Source organism: Acinetobacter towneri DSM 14962 = CIP 107472, from assembly GCF_000368785.1.
GTDB lineage: Bacteria > Pseudomonadota > Gammaproteobacteria > Pseudomonadales > Moraxellaceae > Acinetobacter > Acinetobacter towneri.
This window is the reverse complement of record NZ_KB849689.1, coordinates 377,236-397,075: the sequence shown is the minus strand read 5'-3', so window position 1 is coordinate 397,075 and position 19,840 is coordinate 377,236. Positions and strand designations below refer to the sequence as shown.

Genomic DNA, 19,840 nt, shown 5'->3' with positions numbered 1-19,840 from the left:
AATTGCTGCATTGATGCTACAAGATTCAGGTTAAAAAGCATATAGTCAATCCCCTGCTTTTTATGATTCAGTCTATGATAAATGCACAACAATCATTGAAAAATGTGACAATATCCCAATAATTGAATTACTCATTTTATAGATGAAGCTTTCAGCCTTATGAGCTACAAACACAATAATTTGATGGCCATGCGCCAAAGCTATTGGAACGACAACCACTCTGATGCAGTCTTGATTGAAAAACAATTTTTTCAGCAAATTTTGATTGAAAACGGCATTTTTGAAAATGCGTCATTAGATGATGCCAAATATCTATTTTTTAGTTTGCCCAGCGTGATTATTGTTAAGGGATATGCGCATGGTTTTTTACACGATTCTGTAAAATTGATGATTCTCAAATTTATCCAAGACAACAAAGCGCAATTGATGAAAAAAGCCGAAACCAAAGTGCAATATCGGATGTAAAAGTACTTTTAAGCCGTTTTTCATACTTTTTTCACGAGGAAACTCGTCGTTCAGCAAGTTGAACTTTTTTAATACGTTAAGACGCGCTAATATCCGTTACAATCTAATTTTCCTGCGTATTGCTGATTTAAGGATTGATTTTAATGTCAGATCAGAACGATAAGCTTAAACAACTCAAGACTTCCTCTATGGATCGACGCTTATCCATCGCAAAGGCATCTTTACTTGCAGGAACACGATGGGCAGCCTCGAATGCCACCTCTATGTTTTCAAGCGAAGAAGAAAAAGAACGTAAACGAAAAAAAGCCATGAAAGAACAAGCCGATTACTTGGTGGCTGAAATTGGCAAACTCAAAGGCTCTATCGTGAAGATTGGGCAAATGATGGCGCTGTACGGCGAACATTTTTTACCTGAAGAAATTACGCAAGCACTCAACACGCTGAATAACCAGACTGTCGCATTGGCATGGCCTGCAATTAAACAGCAATTACAGGCACAGTTAGGTGCCAAACTTGATGATCTCACCATTGATCATGAGCCATTAGGTACAGCCTCTTTGGCTCAAGTTCACCGCGCGACCCGCAAGTCGGATGGTTTGGAGTTGGTATTAAAAATCCAATATCCAGGCGTAGCAGATGCGATTGACTCAGACATGAGCCTATTTAGAAATATGCTCAAATTGACACGCATGGTGCCGCAAACCCGTGAATTTGATCAGTGGTTTGATGAAGTGCGTGAAATGATGCATCGTGAAGTCAACTATCAAATTGAAGCGGAAACGACACGTCGTTTTGCTGCCCGTTTAAAAGATGATCCGCGCTACATTGTGCCGCAAATTGTGGATGAATACTGTAGCGACCAAGTGCTGTGTATGACCTTTGAACGTGGCGTACCGATTAACAGCCCTGTCATGCTCTCATTACCTCAAGAACGCCGTAACCAATTAGGCGAAGCCTCTTTAGAAATTGCTGTGCGTGAAGTATTTGAATGGGGCGAAATGCAGACTGACCCGAACTTTGGCAACTACTTAGTTCGCTTAGGTAATGGTGAAGATATTCACGATAAAATTGTACTGCTCGACTTTGGTGCTATTCGTCAATTTGATCAACACTTGCTGACTGTGGCGCGTAATTTGATCAAGGCGGGTTATTACCACGACCCACAAATGATGGTGAATGCCATGACGGGTTATGAGTTTTTTGACAGCATCCCTGAAAGCATTAAACCTGACATGGCAAAAGTGTTTCTATTGGCAACCGAAGCCTTTAGTCACTTAGACAATAACCGCGATTTACCTGCAGGCGTGATGGATGAACAATCGCGCTATGACTGGAAAAAAAGTCAGCTGCATAGCCGTGTCATGCAACAAGCATCTAAATCGATGGCTTCGCGTTACTTTAGTGTGCCGCCTAAAGAATTTATGTTTATTAGCCGTAAATTTATTGGTGCCTACACCTTTATGACCGTGATTGATGCGAAAACCAATGTCCGCAAAATGATTCAAAAGTTTATTTAAGTCCCAACTTTTATTTCTTTGATCAAAGCTGTTATATAGACCTAAATGATTGTTGCCCACTCGATGCAATTGTCATTTAGGTCAATTTATTTTAAAAGCGTAGATTTCTATAAAATTAATAATCTATAAAAATCCACATATTAGTCCAGTTATAAGAAAATTTTTACCGTTTATCTTTGACAATTCTGCATGTCAGCAATGACATAGTTTTTTTATAGTCTGCATGTCAGCATAAAAAACAAGCATTCTCTGTGTAGGACAACACAATCATGAGTCAAATGATAAACAAAGCCCAAGGATTCGGCTTAGCGCTACTCACTAAAATGGCATCGAGTGATCTGCTCGATCAATTCAAATTACGCAAATGGGTTGAACAATCTCTATATCACTCAGCCAAAGCAGGTTTTAAAACCTTTGAAACCACTCAAAAAAATTTTAAAAGCACACAAAAATTACCGCAACAACGACTGACACGTCAATCCAAAGATTTATTTGATTTGTCATTGAGTGAAGAACAGCAAATGCTGGTCGATGCCATGCAGCAATTTGCTACAGAAGTGATCTATCCATTGGCACATCAGGCAGATCATGATGCGAAATTCCCACAAGTATTATGGCAATACAGCACAGATTTAGGTTTGAACACCTATGCTCTGCCCGAAGCTTTAGGCGGTGTTGCCACTGAACAAAATATTGTCAGCCATATTTTAATTGCCGAACAATTGGCACGTGGCGACTTTGGCTTAACCGCAGGATTACTTTCCACATTTGGCGTAATGAATGCCATAACTCGCTGGGGTTCAGAACAGGTTCAAAATCAGTATTTATCTGCGTTTTCCGAAACAGACGCGAACCATCCAACGCCACTTCAAGCCACTTTTGCGATTCAGGAAAATACTGCTGCGTTTAATCCGTATCAGCTAAAAACCAAAGCGACTTTGCAAAATGGACAGTACCTAATTACAGGTGAAAAAACGCTGGTGATTTTGGCCGAAACAGCAGATTTATTTTTGGTTAGTGCAGAGCTAAATGGTCAAGCCGATGTGTTCATTGTGCAACGTGATGCTTCTATTCAATTTAAAGCAGCGCCTGCAATGGGCTTAAAAGCCTGCGAAACGGCGACTTTAAAGTTTAATCAAACCCCTGCGGAGCGTTTAGGCACAGATGATTTCGATTACAGCGCATTTTTAGATTTAGGCAATCTCATGTGGTGCGCCATGGCAGTTGGTTGCTGTGAAGCAGTGAAAAGTTATTGTATTCGCTATGCCAATGAGCGCACTGCATTTGGCGAACCAATTTCACATCGTCAAAGTGTGGCTTTTATGATTGCAGATATGGCCATTGAAATTGAAGCCATGCGCATGCTGTTGCTGAATGCAGCGAGTCTTGCCGAATCGGGTAAAAACTTTCATCGAGAAGCATATTTAGCACGTCTGCTCTGTGCAGAAAAATCTATGCAAATTGCCACCAATGGCGTGCAAATTTTAGGTGGTCATGGCTTTACCAAAGAACATCCTGTAGAACGTTGGTATCGTGATTTACGTGCGACTGCAATTATGCATTCAGGCTTGCATGCTTAATCTCACACCATCAATAAACGATAGCCAGCTAGAAAAATAAGGAATACATCCATGAATTTACAAAATCCAAAAAAATTCAAAATGTTGGTCGATCAGGCACATGAAGTTGCTTTAAATGTATTACGTCCCATTTCAAGGAAATATGATAAAGCCGAACACGCCTACCCGAAAGAATTAGACATGCTTGCCGCCTTAGTTGATGGTATGAACCAAGCGGGCGATGGCATGAATGCAGGTGCAGCAGTCAACAAACGTGGTGACACATCTACAGGTAACAAAAATGGCGTAAATATGTCTACCGCACTGAGTATTGTCGAAATGTGTTATGGCGATACAGGTTTATTACTCAGTATGCCACGCCAAGGTTTAGGTAATTCTGCGATTGCTGCGGTGGCCAATGAAGAACAATTACAACGCTTTAATGGTGTTTGGGCAGCCATGGCAATTACCGAACCCAACTGTGGTTCTGACTCTGCGGCTATTCGTACCACTGCCACCAAAGTAGACAATGAATATATTTTAAATGGTGAAAAGATTTTTGTGACCTCTGGTGACCGCGCCGATGCCGTTGTTGTGTGGGCAACCTTAGACAAAAAACTGGGACGTGCTGCGATCAAATCCTTTGTTGTGACTAAGGGCACACCTGGCATGACCGTGGAACGCTTAGAACATAAATTAGGGATTAAAGCCTCGGACACAGCAACAATTCGATTTGAAAATTGCCGTGTTCCTGCGAGCAACCTTTTAGGCAATACAGAAATTGATGTTGCCAAAGGGTTTGCAGGTGTGATGGAAACCTTTGATAACACTCGCCCTTTGGTGGCAGCTATGGCCGTTGGTTGTGCCAAAGCCGCTTTAGAGCGGATTAAGGAAATTTTTAAAGACCAATTAGATGCAAATTATGCCACGCCCTATTTACAGTGTTCACATATCGCAGCACAGACTTATCGGATGGAAGCAGAATGGGAAGCCGCACGTTTATTGATGCTCAAAGCAGCATGGATGGCAGACAATAAACAGCCTAACTCACGCGAAGCTTCTATTTCCAAAGCCAAAGCTGGTCGCGTGTGTAATGAAATCACGCTCAGGTGTGTCGAGTTAGCTGCATCGGTGGGTTATAACGAAGATGAGTTATTGGAAAAATGGGCACGTGATTCGAAAATTTTAGATATTTTTGAAGGTACGCAACAGATTCAGCTATTGATTATTGCCCGTCGTGAATTAGGTAAAAGTTCGAGTGAGCTCAAGTGATTTTATGATTTAAGGCATATAGTAAAGTAAGATAAAAGACAGATTTTCATAGAAATATTGCTATAAATTTCTGTCTTTTTCGATATAAATTAATCTTCAGGTGAAAAAATTGCGATATATCTTGCTAAAACCTCATCCAAAACATCTGCGTGCGAGGATTCTAAAAACCGCGCGTGTCTAGCTTCAAAATCTAAAGCTCTAGGTTGATCACAACGCACAATACCTGTAGTTTTCCCACCAATAAGCTCTACAGCGAAACCCATATTTCGTGCAAAGTTTCCACCAGAAGTAATAGGCAAAACAATCGGCATTTTAGTAATAAGATTAAATGACTTAGGTGAAATAACAAATACAGGTCGCTTACCTTGTTGTTCATGTCCAAGTGTTGGATCTAATGAAATCAAATAAATATCGCCTTGATTCATTAGATTTCTTCTCGCCCAACTGCTTTTACATCATGCCACGCATCTTGCTCTAATGCTAAAGCTTGATGCTCTTGCAGCAAGTCAGCCAATTTATAAGATGGCTTCGCTTTAGGTTCGACCACTAACTTACCATTCACAATGCTCAGAGAAACTTCCTTTCCCGCATCTAAACCTAAACTTTTTAATAATGTAGGCGGTACGGCAAGCATGACCGAACCACCTACTTTTCTCAAGTTTGTATGAATCATACCCACCTCAATATTATATAAATATATAACTTTATTATGCGCCAAAATGAGATGAAGTCAATTCATAGTAAGATGAGTGAAAATAGACATCTGGTATACATCTCAATCTTTCCTTTGAAAGATATATACAAAAGAAATATCAAAATGAATATTAAAAAATAATCTTAATAATTCAATCAATTATCCACCACACCAAATTTCTTAAAAATTCGTGCACGGCGTTTAGGCTGAATATTGGCTTTGTTTAAATTGCCTTGATAATGTTCAAATACACGTTTATCCATAATTTTAAACCACAAAGGTGGAATCATGGCAGGCAGCAACATGCTGGCATAACCGCTTGGTAATTCAGGCGCTTCATCAAAATGTCGCAAAGCCTGAAATGGTCGGGTTGGATAAGCATGATGATCGGAATGACGTTGTAATTGATACAAAAACAAATTGGTCACAATATTGTTATTATTCCAGCTGTGTTCAGGCATAGTGCGCTCATATTTGCCATGCGCATCTTTTTGTCTAAGCAAGCCATAATGTTCTATATAATTAATTATTTCAAACAGGCTAATGCCATAAAAAGCCTGTGTCGCCAAATACGGAATGATCCCAGTACCAAAACGCGCCAACAATGCAGCATGAAATGCCGCACTCATGCCCCAGCCTTGTAATAATTCATTGTCTTTCGACCAAAAACTTTTGCCTTTACGTTTTAAACGCTGAGTTTCAATTTGCAGTGCAGACTTAAACGAACCTTTTACCGTGCGGGGCCAAAACTCATAAAATGTTTCTCCCATACGTGAAGATGCAGGGTCTTCAGGTGTCGCAGCACGTTTATGATGCCCATACGGATGCTCAACCCGAAAATGGTTATATCCTGTTGGTGCTAAAGCCAAATGTGACAGTAAGTGATCTATTTTTGAAGATTTATGGCTGAGTTCATGCGCAGTATTGACAGCAATACCATTCACCATCCCCATGGAAATACCCAGAAAAATTTTATCGACTAACGAGGTTTGTGGCCGTCCAACCAAATAAGCTGCATAAATATTGGCGGCATATTGCAAAGGAATAAAACTTTTCACCAAACGCGAATAATACCGATCTTCCTCAAGTCGTTTCACATCTTCATTGCTTGGGTTGTTGGCATCTTGACCAATTAAAGTATCAATTGTTGGAATAATCACATGCAATAATAAAGGGCCACCTAGAGCAAAAACTTTTTTCGCAGGCTTCGGAGCGAATTGATAACCCGCCAAAATCCCCATCCCCAATACAGGTAAAAATGGGCTGATCAACCATAAATAACGCTTTTTATCGAGTTGAGCCGCGCTTTTATAAGGAACATCCTGTTCCATCTCTTTAAGCAAATGAAGTGGTGCGTTCATCTTATTTTCTTCCTTCTACGCTGTTCTACCTATATATTTGAGGAAAGACACGAGAATGAACAGTTGCAGACGTCCAAAAAAGCTATGCAAAAGTCTTTGGCGCAAAAATGCGCTATATTGTCCTGAAATCACAGGTTTATTTTTTTTAATGATTTATGCTTAAAATATGGATGCTTTAAGTAAAATTTTTGATGATATACATCTGCACCAATCAGAATATATCTATTTAAATCCTCAAGGAGATTGGTCATTTCAATATCGTGACCAAGGGGCAATGCTGGCTTATGTAGTACTACAAGGCTCGCTGCATATCCATTTATCTGCACAGACACACCTTCACATTGATGCAGGTGATATTGTCCTGATTCCATCGGGTTGCAGTCATTACGCAAGTGCAACTGCAGACACTCACTGGACAGAACACTTTGATATTTCGGATTTATTTCAAATTCAGTCACAGCAGTCAATAAGTTTTGGCACGATAAATCACACACAAGCTGAAGACGCATTTATTTTGGTGATTCAATGCCACATGGACACCACCATGGCAAAACCGCTTTTAAGTGCCCTACCCGAATATCTGCATATTCCGCATATCATGTGCAGCACAGCGCCCGAGTGGTTACAAATTGGCTTGCAATTTTTAGCGGTGGAAAGTCATCAAATCCGACCGGGACGGGATAAAATATTAGATCACTTGGTCAGTATTTTACTGATTGAATGTGTGCGTGATTATATTTTTCAGCTTGATGACTCAAATAACTGGCTCGGCGCTTTGGCACATCCTGAACTTTCCAATGCGCTCGCAGCTATTCATGGTCAACCCGAAAAAGCATGGACGGTAGAAAGTTTGGCAGAACAATGTTGCATGTCACGTTCTAAATTTGCCAATTTGTTTAATCAGGTGATTGGTGAGCCGCCTTTGGCATACTTACAACAACATCGGCTACGCTTGGCATCGCATTATTTACAGCAAGGACAATTGTCGATTCAACAAATTGCCCATCGTGTCGGTTATTCTTCCGAAACCGCCTTTAGCCAAACTTTTAAAAAGCAATTCGAGCTAACACCTAGCCAGTATCGGCAGCAGTTTCAAAACAACAATGCAATCACGAAATGAACAGTTTAACGATCTAAAATCGCCAAAATTGCTTGTGCAGGGTCTTCGCTGTTATCGGACAATAATTGCTTATGCATAGTGATATGTTGCATCACTTGAATTTGTGCAGTTTCGATATAAATTAACTTTTCAATTTCTGCTGCCAAACGCTCTGGTGTTGCATCATCCTGAATTAATTCCTGAATAACCTTTTTACCTGCAATAATATTTGGCAATGAATAATAAGGAATTTTCACCAACAGTTTCGCAATCCAGTACGTAATGCGATTGAGCTTATAAAACGTAACCATTGGACGATGTAATAGCATCGCTTCTAACGTCGCCGTGCCTGAAGCCAGTGCAATCATATCGGACGCATTCATTACCTGACGACCAATTTTGGATTCTGTGCCACGATTTTCCATCAATTGCACTTTGTCTTGTAATGCACTCGGATAAGACTGCAGTAACGCTTCAATTTGTTGTTTACGTGCATCATTAATTGCAGGAATTAAAAACTTAAACTGCGGATATTTTTGCGTCAAAATATAAGCCGCATCTAAAACTAACGGCCCTAAACGCTCAATTTCACCACGTCGGCTACCAGGCAATAACGCAATATGTTGTTGCTGTTGGTCTAAACCCAATTCTTGTTTTGCTGCAGCAATTGGATTTTCCAACGGCAACTGACTCGCCAAAGGATGTCCGACAAAGGCTGCAGGCACATCCCATTTTTTAAAAAAGGCTTTTTCAAACGGAAATAAACACAGTACCAAATCTATACTGGCTTTAATGCCATGTACCCGACCTTGTCGCCATGCCCATACCGAAGGACTGACATATTGCACGGTTTTAATCGGCAAGTTTTTCTGTTTTAAACTTTTGGCAAGACGTAAATTAAAATCAGGCGCATCAACTCCGACAAAGACATCGACGGGATGTTGAGTCCACTTTTCGACCAAACCATCCCGTACTGCAAAGAGTTTTTTCAAATCTTTCAGCACTTCAACAATGCCCATTACCGATAAAATATCCATCGGATAATAACTTTTAAAACCTTCCGCAATCATTTGCGGGCCACCAATGCCTTCAAACTCTGCATCAATGCCTTGCTCACGAAAACGTCGCATGAGTTGTGCCCCTAAAGTATCACCCGATACTTCTCCCACAACGATACCTATTTTAAGTTTCCGATTTTGCAAGCGTTTTGTCCTCTAAATTTTAATGGATATGAATTTTCGCATTTTAGCATAGCCACTGTATTTTGTAAGAAACAGAAAGTAAGCCGTGGCTTGAATCTGCGATCTTTTGCACTGATTTTCCACATTGACTATATCTGTTTTAAGAATAAGTAAATCATTAATCAAGACAACAGCTTATTGCCAAAAGTCATAATATATTCACGATTTTTGACTTCGGCATATCTTCATGGTTGGTCCTTTAGAGTTTATTTTGGCAGGTGTATTGGTCGGCTTCTGCGTGGGTGTGACTGGCGTAGGTGGCGGTTCACTGATGACTCCCATTCTGATCAGCTTGTTTAAAATTGAACCTCATATCGCAATTGGAACAGACCTACTTTATGCCGCCATTTCAAAATTCTGCGGCTCATTGGTTCATGCCAAAAAAATGAATATTGTATGGCCCATTGTCATTTGGCTTGCGGTGGGCAGTATCCCTGCTTCATTTGCGACCCACTGGGTTTTAGAGAATTATTTAAGCCAATCTACCCATTACAAAATGGTACTGACCGTGGTACTGGGCTTTATGTTGACCTTAACTGGCATCTCAATTGTGTTTCGCAGTCAAATTGAAACGTTTTTTAATAAATACCATAAACAAGAATTGCCCGATATGACCCAAGACCTTGAAAAGGTCAAACTACAGGCTGCAGATAAGCGTGCCCTCATTGTAATTATGGGAGTTGTACTGGGTGTATTTGTCACACTTTCTTCAGTGGGTGCAGGTGCTTTTGGCATCATGGCATTGGTACTGATGTTCCCGAATCTACCGATGATTCGTATTATCGGTTCAGATGTCGTGCATGCCGTCTTACTTACCCTAGTTGCAGGCTTAGGTCACATGAGTTCAGGCAATGTCGACTTTCACCTATTGGTTTGGTTGTTGGTTGGCTCGATTCCTGCAATTGTGGTGGGAACTTTAGTCAGTTCACGTTTACCTGAAAAAGTGATTCGTAAAGTTTTAGGTATTACCTTATTTATTATCGGGATTAACTTTATGGTCAATCCTGTGAAATCAAAACCTATCAGCACACCAGAAACTGCAACAGCAGTTTCTGAGGCACAAGCCAGCCAATAATGAATGCTTTATCTGACAGGATTTTGCTAAAACAGACCGTTTAATTTATCTACCCGATTCATCACTTATTTTTTAAAGAAGTATTCATCTTTTTATAACAAAATACAGTGAAATTCATGTTATATTCAGACTATTAAACAATCTTTTGTATGATCAAACCAGTGACGGCAATGAATACTTTACAGTCTAATCCTCTTACACAATCAGACATCGATGACGTGAATATTGAAAGTATTCAGCCACTCGTGACTCCTGCAGAATTAAAAACTGAGTTACCTTTGACTGAAAATGCTTATCAAACCGTTCTTCGTGGTCGTGAAACAATCCGCAATATTTTAGATGGTAAAGACAAGCGTCTATTTGTGGTGATTGGTCCATGTTCTATTCATGACCCTGCTGCTGCACATGAATATGCAGATCGTTTAAAAGTATTAAGCGAAAAAGTAAAAGATTCTCTTTATATTGTGATGCGTGTTTATTTTGAAAAACCACGTACTACAGTGGGCTGGAAAGGCTTAATTAACGATCCAGACATGAATGACTCTTTTAACATTGAAAAAGGCTTGCGTCTTGGTCGTAAACTTTTACTTGAGTTAAATGAAAAAGGTTTGCCATGTGCGACTGAAGCACTTGATCCAAACTCTCCGCAGTATTATCAAGATTTAATTTCTTGGTCTGCAATTGGTGCACGCACTACAGAAAGCCAAACGCACCGTGAAATGTCATCTGGTCTTTCTTCTCCAGTCGGCTTTAAAAATGGTACAGATGGCGGCTTAACAGTTGCTACCAATGCCATGCAGTCGGTAAAACACGGTCACAGCTTCTTGGGTCTTAATGATCAAGGTCAGGTTTCAGTAATTCGTACTAGCGGCAACCCGTATGCACACGTGGTTTTACGTGGTGGTAATGGCAAGCCTAACTACGATGCAGGCTCTGTTGCAGATGCTGAAAATGCATTAAACAAAGCCAAAGTCAGCACCAAAATCATGATTGACACCAGCCATGCTAACTCAAACAAAGACCCATTCTTACAGCCATTGGTATTAAAAAATATCACTGAGCAAATTTTAGATGGCAATAAGTCTATTGTTGGGATTATGGTCGAAAGTCACCTGAAAGGTGGTCGTCAAGATATTCCTGAAAACTTATGCGATTTAGAGTATGGTAAGTCTGTGACTGACGGTTGTATCGACTGGGATACCACTGAAAAAGCATTGCTTGAAATGCATGAAGCATTAAAAGACGTTTTAGTGAATCGTTAAGATTTAAAAACGCCATCTTCATGATGGCGTTTCTATTTGTAGCATAGGAAATTCTGCGCGCATGAATGACATTGAAACCCAACTTAGCCAAATTAAAAATTTCCAGTTCATTCATGAGCGTTTGTTTTCTTCAGGTCAGCCTACGGCTGAAGAATTAAAACAAATTAAAGAATATGGTATTGGCACTGTCATTAATTTGGCTGAAAGTGATGCGGAACACGCCCTTCCCCATGAAGACAAAATTTGTCTGGATGTTGGACTAAACTATATTCAACTGCCAATTTCATGGGAAACACCATCCTCTGATCAATGTTTATTATTGCTCGATTTGGTCAATCATTTATTAGAAAGCCAAATGGTGTGGGTACATTGCAGCAATAACAACCACGTCAGTAGTTTAATGTATTTGTATCGTCAATATTTTATGGATGTGGATATTGCAACGGCTCAAGACTTTTTACATGATATCTGGAAACCCAATGAAACTTGGACAGGCTTAATTCACGCCGTTTCTTTGCAATTACAAGGTCGTAAAGCCACGCAAGATTTACAACAAGCTTTAGAATCTGCTGAACTTTCTTAATTCAGCAGATTGTATAGATAAAATTCTAACGCGATTATTTTGTATGAGAAATCAATACAATCGCTGTTGCTAAAATACCTTCCTGACGCCCAGTAAAACCTAATTTTTCAGTGGTTGTCGCTTTGATACTGATTTGTGTGACCTCTACATCCAATACATCAGCGACACTTTGGCGCATTTCTAGCGTATGCGGTGCAAGTTTAGGACGTTCGCACGCCACAGTAATATCGGCGTTATTCAGTTTATAGCCACGGTCTAAAATGAGTTGATAAACCTGTTTAAGCAATACCCGACTATCTGCACCTTTATAATTTGGATCGGTATCTGGAAAATGCTGCCCAATATCCCCCAGCGCCAAAGCACCTAATAATGCATCGCATAGTGCATGCAGCACTACATCACCATCTGAGTGTGCTTTTAAACCTTGTGTATGAGGAATTTGAACACCTGCAAGCGTCACAAAATCTCCCGCTTCAAAGGCATGAACATCTAATCCTTGTCCAATACGAATCTGTGCAACCATGTTCAACTCCTGTAGAAATAAATCATTGAAATCTTGTATTCATACTTTCGATTTCGCTATATTAGACCTAGCGCAACATAGTGAAAGTATAAGCGATCATGCTGTTGAAATCTGAGATTCATCTTATCAAAAACTTAAGTACACTGCTGTTATTTGGCTGTTTATATTCATCTTTCTCTTATGCACAAGGGATTGATTGTAGATCTACACCCAATAAAAAGTTGGCGCAGGTGTGCACAGAAAATTTCTCAGAATTGCGTGAAAAATTAAGTGATCAACATTTAACAGCTTATTTGATGAGTGATGCGCCTATTCGCTTGTTAGAAGATACTCAGCAATTGTGGATCCAACGCTTACAGCAATGCAAAAGCTTAAATTGTTATACTCAGCAATTTGATTTTAGAATTGATCAACTGAATTTTTTCACTTCAATGAATCAAAGCATGACTCAACATTATTTAAAATATGAAAATGGTCAATTTGCTGCACAACCCGTACATTTACAAATTCATCAACTCAATAAAAACAGCATTAAAATTGAAGGTATTGCTTATCGCAATCCAAATAACCGCCTTGAAAGCCAAAGTATTGCCTTTTTAGCTTATACAACACCTGATCAAAAAAACAAAATCATCGACAATGAGCACGATTGCAGTTATGAGTTTAATTATTCTAAAGCAATCTTAAAAATTCAAACCAAACAAAAAGGTTGTGAACGCTTTGCGGGCATCTATCGTTTATACGATTAATGCTGAACATTGACATACTCCCACCACTTTCGTTTTCACTCAAGTGGGGGATTCTAAAAGCAAAGCTCTTAGGCGACTTCCTCACGGATTTCGCTTGCTTTCTGCTTCTTAGGGCGACCTTTACCGCATCCACCCTCCACAGACAAAACGGCATGTCCTGCCGACAATATATTACGAGATGCGTTTAAATCCGCATTCGCAACATAACCGCATCCGACACACTCAAATTTAGCTTGAGTTTGTCGGTTTTCTTTTGCTACATGACCACATTCACAGCAGGTTTGACTTGTGTACTTCGGATCAACTTTTACAAGTAATCCACCTCACCATTGTTGCTTATATTCCAACATACTAACGAGCATGCCCCAACCTTGATCTAGGATTGATTTGTTTAAGCCTGACTTAGCTTTTACATTCTTTCCTTGATTTTCGATTGTGCCACTTGCTGACTTCGACATATTTGCTACTTTTAAATCCTCAACAGCAATCATTGCGTGGTTTTTGCTGAGCGTTGTAGTGATTTTTTGCAAGTAGTCATGACGAATATTGGCAATGTGATGATGTAGTTTATTGATTTTAAAATTCAGTTTTTTCCAATTTTGACTAAATTTAACTTTCTTTCTCTGCTTCCGTTGAAGTCTAGCTAATTTAATCTGATTGGTTTTAAAGCTATTGATCGGGTCAAAGACCTGACCATTTGAGGTAGTGATTAATTTCTTAACACCAAGATCAACACCAATCGCTGATTTTGATGGGTGGATCGGCATTTCACTAAGTTCTGTTTCAGTACAGAATGAAACGTACCAACGTCCTGACACCTTACTGATCGTCACATTTTTTATTGTGCCTAGAATCTCTTGCGACTTCCTGAATTTAATAACACCTACGCCATTAGGGAGTTTGAGTTTATTTCCTTTAACCCAACAGTATTTATCGAATTGTACAAGGCGAATGGAATCATAACCGTCTGATTTTTTCTTAAATCTAGGCATAAGTGGGCGCAACTGAACCTCAGTACCATCAGCCAATTTAAAAAATTTAGGTTTCTTAGGTTTGCGCTTTTTTTCTTTTAGTCGAGCATGTTCTTTAGGGTTGAAAAACTTCCCCCATGCTGATGCAAGATCACGAACTTTTTGTTGAAGTGACACAGCATTTGAATTTCCATCTAAAAAGCTAAACTGAGGATTCTTTTTCAGTGCTGTTATCTTTTTTACTAGATTCACCGCATTAATGTGTTTATTTTGAGCAAACATTTCAAATGAAATTGCTAATATTTGATTCCAAACAAAGCGTGCAGAGCCAACGAGATTATTTAAAATAACCTCTTGCTCGACATTAGGCTCAAGCCTAAATTTATACGCTTTGTTGATTTTCATTAATGAGTGTGTATCTGTTAATATGGTGCTGATTCTAACATTTTAGGTATATTTTTTCAATGAGTGAGATATATAAAAACCGACATTCAGCCTTTAATCTTCATGTTCATTTAGTTTTTATAACGAAATATCGAAAAAAAATACTAGGTGAGTTGCATCATAAATATTTCAATGAGTGTGCAACTGAAATATGTAAAGATTTTGATGCTGAATTAAAGGAATGTAATGGTGAATCCGACCATGTTCACATGCTTATTCAGTATCCACCAACGGTACAGTTAAGCAAATTGGTTAATAATTTAAAGTCTGTAACAAGTAGAAGAATGCGAAATGAGTTTTTAGACTTGAGAGGGAATTATACAAAACCTGTTTTATGGTCAAGATCATATTTTGCAGGGTCTTGTGGTGGTGCGCCTTTGGAAATAATCAAACAATATATTCAGAATCAACAAGGTTGAAATTTGTGAAATTCACCTCCACCCTGACTGACGAGTGGAGTCCTCTTTCACTTGGAGATAGATTGTATTAGACAGATTAAATGAGCAACCACAACACAATTGGCAAAGTTAATGCGGCGAATACGGTTTGCAAGCTAATAATTGAAGCCATTAAACGACTATCTCCCCCTAAAACTTGTGTAAGTACATAAGCTGCCGATGCAGTAGGTAAAGCAAAAAACAAGACTAAAATTTGCGACTCCAACACTGGAACATTTAAGCTCTGACAAATTAGCCAAGCCAAAGCAGGCATAAATAACAAACGCCCGAACACATTCAATGCCAATGCGAATACATCTCGTTGCAAGCCATTAAATTGTAATGCTGCGCCCACACACATTAATCCCAAAGGCAAACTGCATAACGCTATTTGACGAATAAAATGCGCTGCACCTTCCCACAAGCTCAAACCTGATAAATTAAATAGACCGCCAACAATACACCCTAAAATTAATGGATTTTTCATTAATGACCATAGGATTTGCTTTGCCTGTAAAGTCTTAGTATCGCTTAAAGCCAGCACAGATAAAACATTCACCAATGGAATGCAGAACACCAAAATAATCACAAACAGCGCCATGCCCTGCACCTGAAACAATGCTGCGACCAAAGCCAAACCGATATACGTATTGAAACGTACCATGCTTTGCATATACACCCCAAAACGGACTGCGGGTGTTTTGAAATAGCCGCGCAAGGCATATAACAGACAACTTACTAAAGCCACAATAATCCCTACGACCGACAAAATCTGTGCGATTGATTTCGCTTCAATGTTTGCTGTAGCGAGGTTTAAAAACAACATGCTAGGAAACAAAATATAGTAATTTAACTTTTCTGCACCCTTCCAAAATGGCTCATCCAACATACGTGATTGCTTAAGCAGATAACCCATTGCAATTAAGGCAATCAAAGGGAAAAGTGCAATAAAAATTAAATGGGTCATGGGGTGCTCTGTGTTACTGTTATGCTGTTCTTTTTAAATTATTGCTTAATAAATAAAGTAAATTTACTGGATATTATAAGGATTGTTTTGTGTTTATCCTAATTGCTTAGGCTTTTTAAAACCGCAGATTCAAATCCCAAGTGCAACACATTTGTAGTTAGTTGAAAAAGTTAGGTGTATTCATAGAATCATTAGACTTTTTCAACCCGCAATTGGAAAGCACACAATGAAGAAATACACCCAACTTTCTCAAGATGAAAGATACGAAATTTATGCTACTTTGAAAAGTAAAAGTTCAATCGCTACCCTTGCTCGGGAGTTAGGACGTTCACGATCAACCATCTACCGTGAATTAAAAAGAAATACTGGGCAACGTGGATATAGAGCTCAACAGGCAGCTAAATTTGCAAGTCAAAGACGGTACCGTCCTTCATCATCAATGACAGCATTTGCCTTCGCTTATATTGATTATTTGATTGGTTTGGACTGGTCACCAGAACAAATTTCAGGTGCTTTAACACAACGCGGTTGGCTGGATGTACCTTCACATGAGTGGATTTACCAGTACATTTATCAAGATAAATCAAAAGGCGGTAAACTTTATCTACACTTAAGGCTTCAGAAGAAATATCGAAAACGCGGTTACAAAAACACGGATCGTAGGGGGCAAATCATTGATAAAACAAGTATTCACTGCCGAGACCAGGTCATTGATCAACGACAACGTTTAGGAGATTTCGAAGGTGACACGGTGATTGGTAAACATCATAAAGGTGCTTTATTGACTCTCGTTGATCGAAAGAGCCTGTATGTACATATTGTTCATTTAGGGCCAACGAGAGCATCCTCTCAAACAATTACTTGTGCATTAGATCGTTTACAAATGAGCCATGCTTATAGTGTGACATTTGATAATGGCAAAGAATTTTCCGAACACAAAAGAATTACTGATGCTTGCATAGAGACGTATTTTGCTGATCCTTACAAGTCTATTCAGCGAGCTAGAAATGAAAATACGAATGGTTTAATCCGTCAATATCTGCCAAAATCATCATCGTTTGATGACGTGTCAAACGAACAAATAGAGCAGATAGAATTTGCACTCAACCATCGTCCTAGAAAAACACTAGGTTGGTATACACCGAGTGAAGTTATGGCTGGTTTTTATACTGTTGCACTTGCCGCTTGAATCCGCCAACCACAAAAAGAGAAAAAGATGATAATAGCAAAACTCACCTACATCATCTTTCAGATGGATTCTGTATTAACGATGAGTATGGATAGACATCACAATCCCCATACTCGCCAACATGGAAATAACAGCCGTTCCACCATAACTCATCAGCGGCAATGGGTCACCCGTTACAGGTAAAATACCACTCACCATCCCTGAGTTTAGAAATACAAAGAAAAAGAAAGTCAGACCAACCGTGCCTGCATACAAACGTCCAAAATTATGGAAACAATTCATCCCAATCATCAAACAACGTAAAATAATGGCAGCAAACAAACTGAACAGTAAAAATACGCCAATAAAACCAAATTCTTCGGCATAGGTCGACATAATAAAGTCAGTATGATGTTCAGGCAGATAACCCAAATGTGATTGCGTTCCTTCTAAATAACCTTTACCTGTAAAGCCGCCTGAACCAATGGCAATTTTAGATTGAATAATATTCCAGCCTGCCCCCAAGGCATCCGACTCTGGGTCAAATAAGGTGAGTACCCTTTTCTTTTGGTACTCCTGCAAAAAGAACATCCAAAGCAATGGTGCTGCGAGCGCCAATGCAGTGATTGCTCCTAAGATTAATCGCCATGACATGCCACTTAAAAATAGCGCAAAGACACCGGGAATAATCAAACCAATGTTTAAATCGGGTTGCAATGCCACCAAGACAAAAGGAATCATCATAATCACTAAAGCGACAATGATATGGATCAATTTAGGCGGGAAAGCACGACGCGAAAAATACCACGCCATCATCAATGGCATGGCAAATTTCATAAATTCACTGGGTTGCATACTGCCAATACCTGGCAAGCTGATCCAGCGTTTTGCCCCCATACGGGTTTCACCAATGACCAAAACCAAAACCAGCATGATGACTGCAAAGATATAAAAATATGGACTGGCAGCTTGATATACCTTAGGCGGAATTTGCGCCAAAATAATCATGGCGATAAAACCAATGCCAAAACTGGTTGCTTGACGCAGCACCATCCCCATATCTTGCGCGGTGGCACTATATACCACCATTAAACCCAGAATCGCATTTAAAATCAGAAAACACAGCAACCATGGATCTAAATGTAATTTAGTCCAGCGTGAGGAATCATTTTTAATGCTTCTACCATCACGTAATGAGTGACGTAAAAAACGATACTGCTGCGATGGATTCATGCGACTCAAAGGTATTTAAAATAGACAGGATGGACAATTATAGAAGCAAAGCGGCACAGAGTGAATCATTAAAGCTTAATCGTTGAAGATTCAAGTTTAACGCGGTGTTAATTACACTAGATTTTTATCATCCATGTTGTTGTGAGGCTAAAATTAAACGTGCCAGCTCTAAATCATCGGGATAGGTGATTTTAATATTATCCGAACGACCGTGCACAACATTTACAATTTGCCCTGCTGCTTCTAAAGCACTGGCCTCATCGGTAATCGTCAATTGCTGTTTTAATGCAGATTCAATGGCTGTTTTAAGCACATCAAGTTTAGCAATTTGCGGAGTTTGCGCTTGCCAAAGTTGGTCACGGCTTACCGTGGTTTCAATTTTTGTGCCTTGGCTTACCTTTTTTAAAGTATCACGCACTGGAATAGCCAAAATTGCACTTTGATCTGTTGCCAGTGCAGTCTGATACAACTGTTCAAGGCAAGCAGCTGTCACACAAGGACGCGCTGCATCATGCACCAAAACCCAGTCATCTGCATGGGCGATTTCAGATAAATAATGCAGTGCATTTAAGACTGAATCCACTCGCTCTGCACCACCTACGCAAAAATGTGCTTTTTCTTTTTGTGCCAAGTTTAGGTTTTGCGCTACATCATCTGCTTGACCAATCGCCAAAACATAACCCGCTAAAGGCAAGTGATTTAAACGTGCGATGCTGTGCGCTAAGACTGTTTGATCTTGAATATACTGATATTGTTTAAGTTCAGTTCTAGAAAAACGACTACCAGAACCCGCTGCGGGAATAACCGCCCAAAGTTTAGGGTGTCGGGGCGGTTGCTGCTGCAAGTTGTTGTGATTCATTGGTGCGTAAATCTACTGTGGAATTCGGTTGAATATAAATTGGTTTATATTGTGTGCTGATGGTGCTCATTTGCACAAAGGTTTCATGTGGCTTAATTAAGCCTAAATCTAAACGGGCATGCTCTTCAATGGCTTCTACCCCATTTTTTAAATCATAAACTTCTGCTGCAAGTACACGATTGCGCTCCTTCAGCTCTGTATTTAATTCTATTTGTTGTTGGATTTTTTCTGTCAGTGCAGCATGGTCACGATAACCACCTTCACCAAACCAGTGTAAATATTGAAACCCTGCGATCAAAAAGATCGCAAGGCCCAACAATGCTTTACTCGCTTTGGAGTCAAATACATTTAATAATGACAT

The 19,840-nt window shown here is 39.5% G+C and carries 20 protein-coding genes and 1 pseudogene; 11 read left to right on the top strand and 10 right to left on the bottom strand.

Going from position 1 to position 19,840, the window contains the following annotated elements; all coding sequences use genetic code 11:
* Positions 1–159 precede the first annotated feature (159 nt).
* The 4 genes from F947_RS06170 (at position 160) to F947_RS06155 (ending at position 4,813) form a co-directional block, all read left to right on the top strand.
* Positions 160–465, top strand: a complete 306-nt coding sequence (locus F947_RS06170) for a hypothetical protein (protein WP_004973392.1) — start codon at positions 160–162, stop codon at positions 463–465.
* A 143-nt stretch (positions 466–608) separates the two neighbouring features.
* On the top strand, positions 609–1,982 hold the full coding sequence (locus F947_RS06165) for an ABC1 kinase family protein (protein ID WP_004973390.1): 1,374 nt from the start codon (positions 609–611) through the stop codon (positions 1,980–1,982).
* 269 nt (positions 1,983–2,251) lie between these two features.
* Entirely contained in the window at positions 2,252–3,562 is a 1,311-nt protein-coding gene (locus tag F947_RS06160; protein ID WP_004973388.1) for an acyl-CoA dehydrogenase family protein, read from the top strand.
* Positions 3,563–3,613: 51 nt separating this feature from the next.
* Positions 3,614–4,813, top strand: a complete 1,200-nt coding sequence (locus F947_RS06155) for an acyl-CoA dehydrogenase family protein (RefSeq protein ID WP_004973386.1) — start codon at positions 3,614–3,616, stop codon at positions 4,811–4,813.
* 89 nt (positions 4,814–4,902) lie between these two features.
* Here the strand turns inward: F947_RS06155 and F947_RS06150 are convergent, their stop codons facing one another.
* The 3 genes from F947_RS06150 to F947_RS06140 form a co-directional block, all read right to left on the bottom strand.
* Complete coding sequence (locus tag F947_RS06150; RefSeq protein WP_004973384.1) at positions 4,903–5,238, bottom strand: type II toxin-antitoxin system PemK/MazF family toxin; 336 nt, start codon at positions 5,236–5,238, stop codon at positions 4,903–4,905.
* Entirely contained in the window at positions 5,238–5,486 is a 249-nt protein-coding gene (locus F947_RS06145; RefSeq protein ID WP_004973383.1) for an AbrB/MazE/SpoVT family DNA-binding domain-containing protein, read from the bottom strand. Before F947_RS06145 ends, F947_RS06150 begins: the two co-directional genes overlap by 1 nt.
* A gap of 176 nt (positions 5,487–5,662) precedes the next feature.
* A complete protein-coding gene (locus F947_RS06140; RefSeq protein WP_004973378.1) occupies positions 5,663–6,868 on the bottom strand; it encodes an alkane 1-monooxygenase in 1,206 nt (401 codons plus the stop codon).
* A 166-nt stretch (positions 6,869–7,034) separates the two neighbouring features.
* Here F947_RS06140 and F947_RS06135 point away from each other — a divergent pair, with 166 nt between their 5' ends.
* Positions 7,035–7,988 carry an AraC family transcriptional regulator gene (locus F947_RS06135; RefSeq protein WP_004973376.1) on the top strand — a complete coding sequence of 318 codons (954 nt, stop codon included), beginning with the start codon at positions 7,035–7,037 and terminating at the stop codon, positions 7,986–7,988.
* A 5-nt stretch (positions 7,989–7,993) separates the two neighbouring features.
* Here the strand turns inward: F947_RS06135 and lpxB are convergent, their stop codons facing one another.
* Positions 7,994–9,169 carry a lipid-A-disaccharide synthase gene (gene lpxB / locus F947_RS06130; protein WP_004973375.1) on the bottom strand — a complete coding sequence of 392 codons (1,176 nt, stop codon included), beginning with the start codon at positions 9,167–9,169 and terminating at the stop codon, positions 7,994–7,996.
* A gap of 226 nt (positions 9,170–9,395) precedes the next feature.
* On the opposite strand from lpxB, the gene F947_RS06125 reads away from it, so the two are divergent.
* The 3 genes from F947_RS06125 to F947_RS06115 all read left to right on the top strand — a co-directional run bounded on the left by F947_RS06125 (position 9,396) and on the right by F947_RS06115 (position 12,128).
* On the top strand, positions 9,396–10,283 hold the full coding sequence (locus tag F947_RS06125) for a sulfite exporter TauE/SafE family protein (RefSeq protein ID WP_004973373.1): 888 nt from the start codon (positions 9,396–9,398) through the stop codon (positions 10,281–10,283).
* A gap of 170 nt (positions 10,284–10,453) precedes the next feature.
* Positions 10,454–11,545, top strand: coding sequence for a 3-deoxy-7-phosphoheptulonate synthase (locus F947_RS06120; protein WP_042068745.1), 1,092 nt, complete (start codon positions 10,454–10,456; stop codon positions 11,543–11,545).
* Between the two features lie 61 nt (positions 11,546–11,606).
* Entirely contained in the window at positions 11,607–12,128 is a 522-nt protein-coding gene (locus F947_RS06115) for a protein tyrosine phosphatase family protein (RefSeq protein WP_004973370.1), read from the top strand.
* 34 nt (positions 12,129–12,162) lie between these two features.
* On the opposite strand, the gene ispF is transcribed toward F947_RS06115, so the two are convergent.
* The gene (gene ispF, locus F947_RS06110; protein ID WP_004973369.1) at positions 12,163–12,651 is read right to left on the bottom strand and encodes a 2-C-methyl-D-erythritol 2,4-cyclodiphosphate synthase; all 489 of its coding nucleotides are present in this window, start codon (positions 12,649–12,651) and stop codon (positions 12,163–12,165) included.
* Between the two features lie 98 nt (positions 12,652–12,749).
* On the opposite strand from ispF, the gene F947_RS06105 reads away from it, so the two are divergent.
* On the top strand, positions 12,750–13,400 hold the full coding sequence (locus F947_RS06105) for an A1S_1983 family putative colistin resistance protein (protein ID WP_004973366.1): 651 nt from the start codon (positions 12,750–12,752) through the stop codon (positions 13,398–13,400).
* A 68-nt stretch (positions 13,401–13,468) separates the two neighbouring features.
* Here the strand turns inward: F947_RS06105 and F947_RS06100 are convergent.
* Positions 13,469–14,776, bottom strand: a pseudogene (locus tag F947_RS06100) (RNA-guided endonuclease InsQ/TnpB family protein).
* Positions 14,777–14,835: 59 nt separating this feature from the next.
* Between F947_RS06100 and tnpA the strand changes: the two are divergent.
* The gene (tnpA, locus tag F947_RS06095) at positions 14,836–15,234 is read left to right on the top strand and encodes an IS200/IS605 family transposase (RefSeq protein ID WP_004970281.1); all 399 of its coding nucleotides are present in this window, start codon (positions 14,836–14,838) and stop codon (positions 15,232–15,234) included.
* A gap of 76 nt (positions 15,235–15,310) precedes the next feature.
* On the opposite strand, the gene F947_RS06090 is transcribed toward tnpA, so the two are convergent.
* Positions 15,311–16,219 carry an AEC family transporter gene (locus tag F947_RS06090; RefSeq protein WP_004973361.1) on the bottom strand — a complete coding sequence of 303 codons (909 nt, stop codon included), beginning with the start codon at positions 16,217–16,219 and terminating at the stop codon, positions 15,311–15,313.
* A 226-nt stretch (positions 16,220–16,445) separates the two neighbouring features.
* On the opposite strand from F947_RS06090, the gene F947_RS06085 reads away from it, so the two are divergent.
* Positions 16,446–17,408, top strand: coding sequence for an IS30 family transposase (locus F947_RS06085; RefSeq protein ID WP_004973357.1), 963 nt, complete (start codon positions 16,446–16,448; stop codon positions 17,406–17,408).
* Between the two features lie 75 nt (positions 17,409–17,483).
* Here the strand turns inward: F947_RS06085 and rodA are convergent, their stop codons facing one another.
* From rodA to F947_RS06070, 3 genes are all read right to left on the bottom strand, one after another.
* Entirely contained in the window at positions 17,484–18,620 is a 1,137-nt protein-coding gene (gene rodA / locus F947_RS06080) for a rod shape-determining protein RodA (RefSeq protein ID WP_004973355.1), read from the bottom strand.
* Positions 18,621–18,747: 127 nt separating this feature from the next.
* Positions 18,748–19,479: a 2-C-methyl-D-erythritol 4-phosphate cytidylyltransferase gene (gene ispD, locus F947_RS06075; protein ID WP_004973351.1), complete on the bottom strand. Its 732-nt coding sequence runs from the start codon at positions 19,477–19,479 to the stop codon at positions 18,748–18,750.
* Complete coding sequence (locus tag F947_RS06070) at positions 19,436–19,840, bottom strand: septum formation initiator family protein (protein ID WP_004973349.1); 405 nt, start codon at positions 19,838–19,840, stop codon at positions 19,436–19,438. The genes ispD and F947_RS06070 overlap by 44 nt, the downstream gene beginning before the upstream one ends.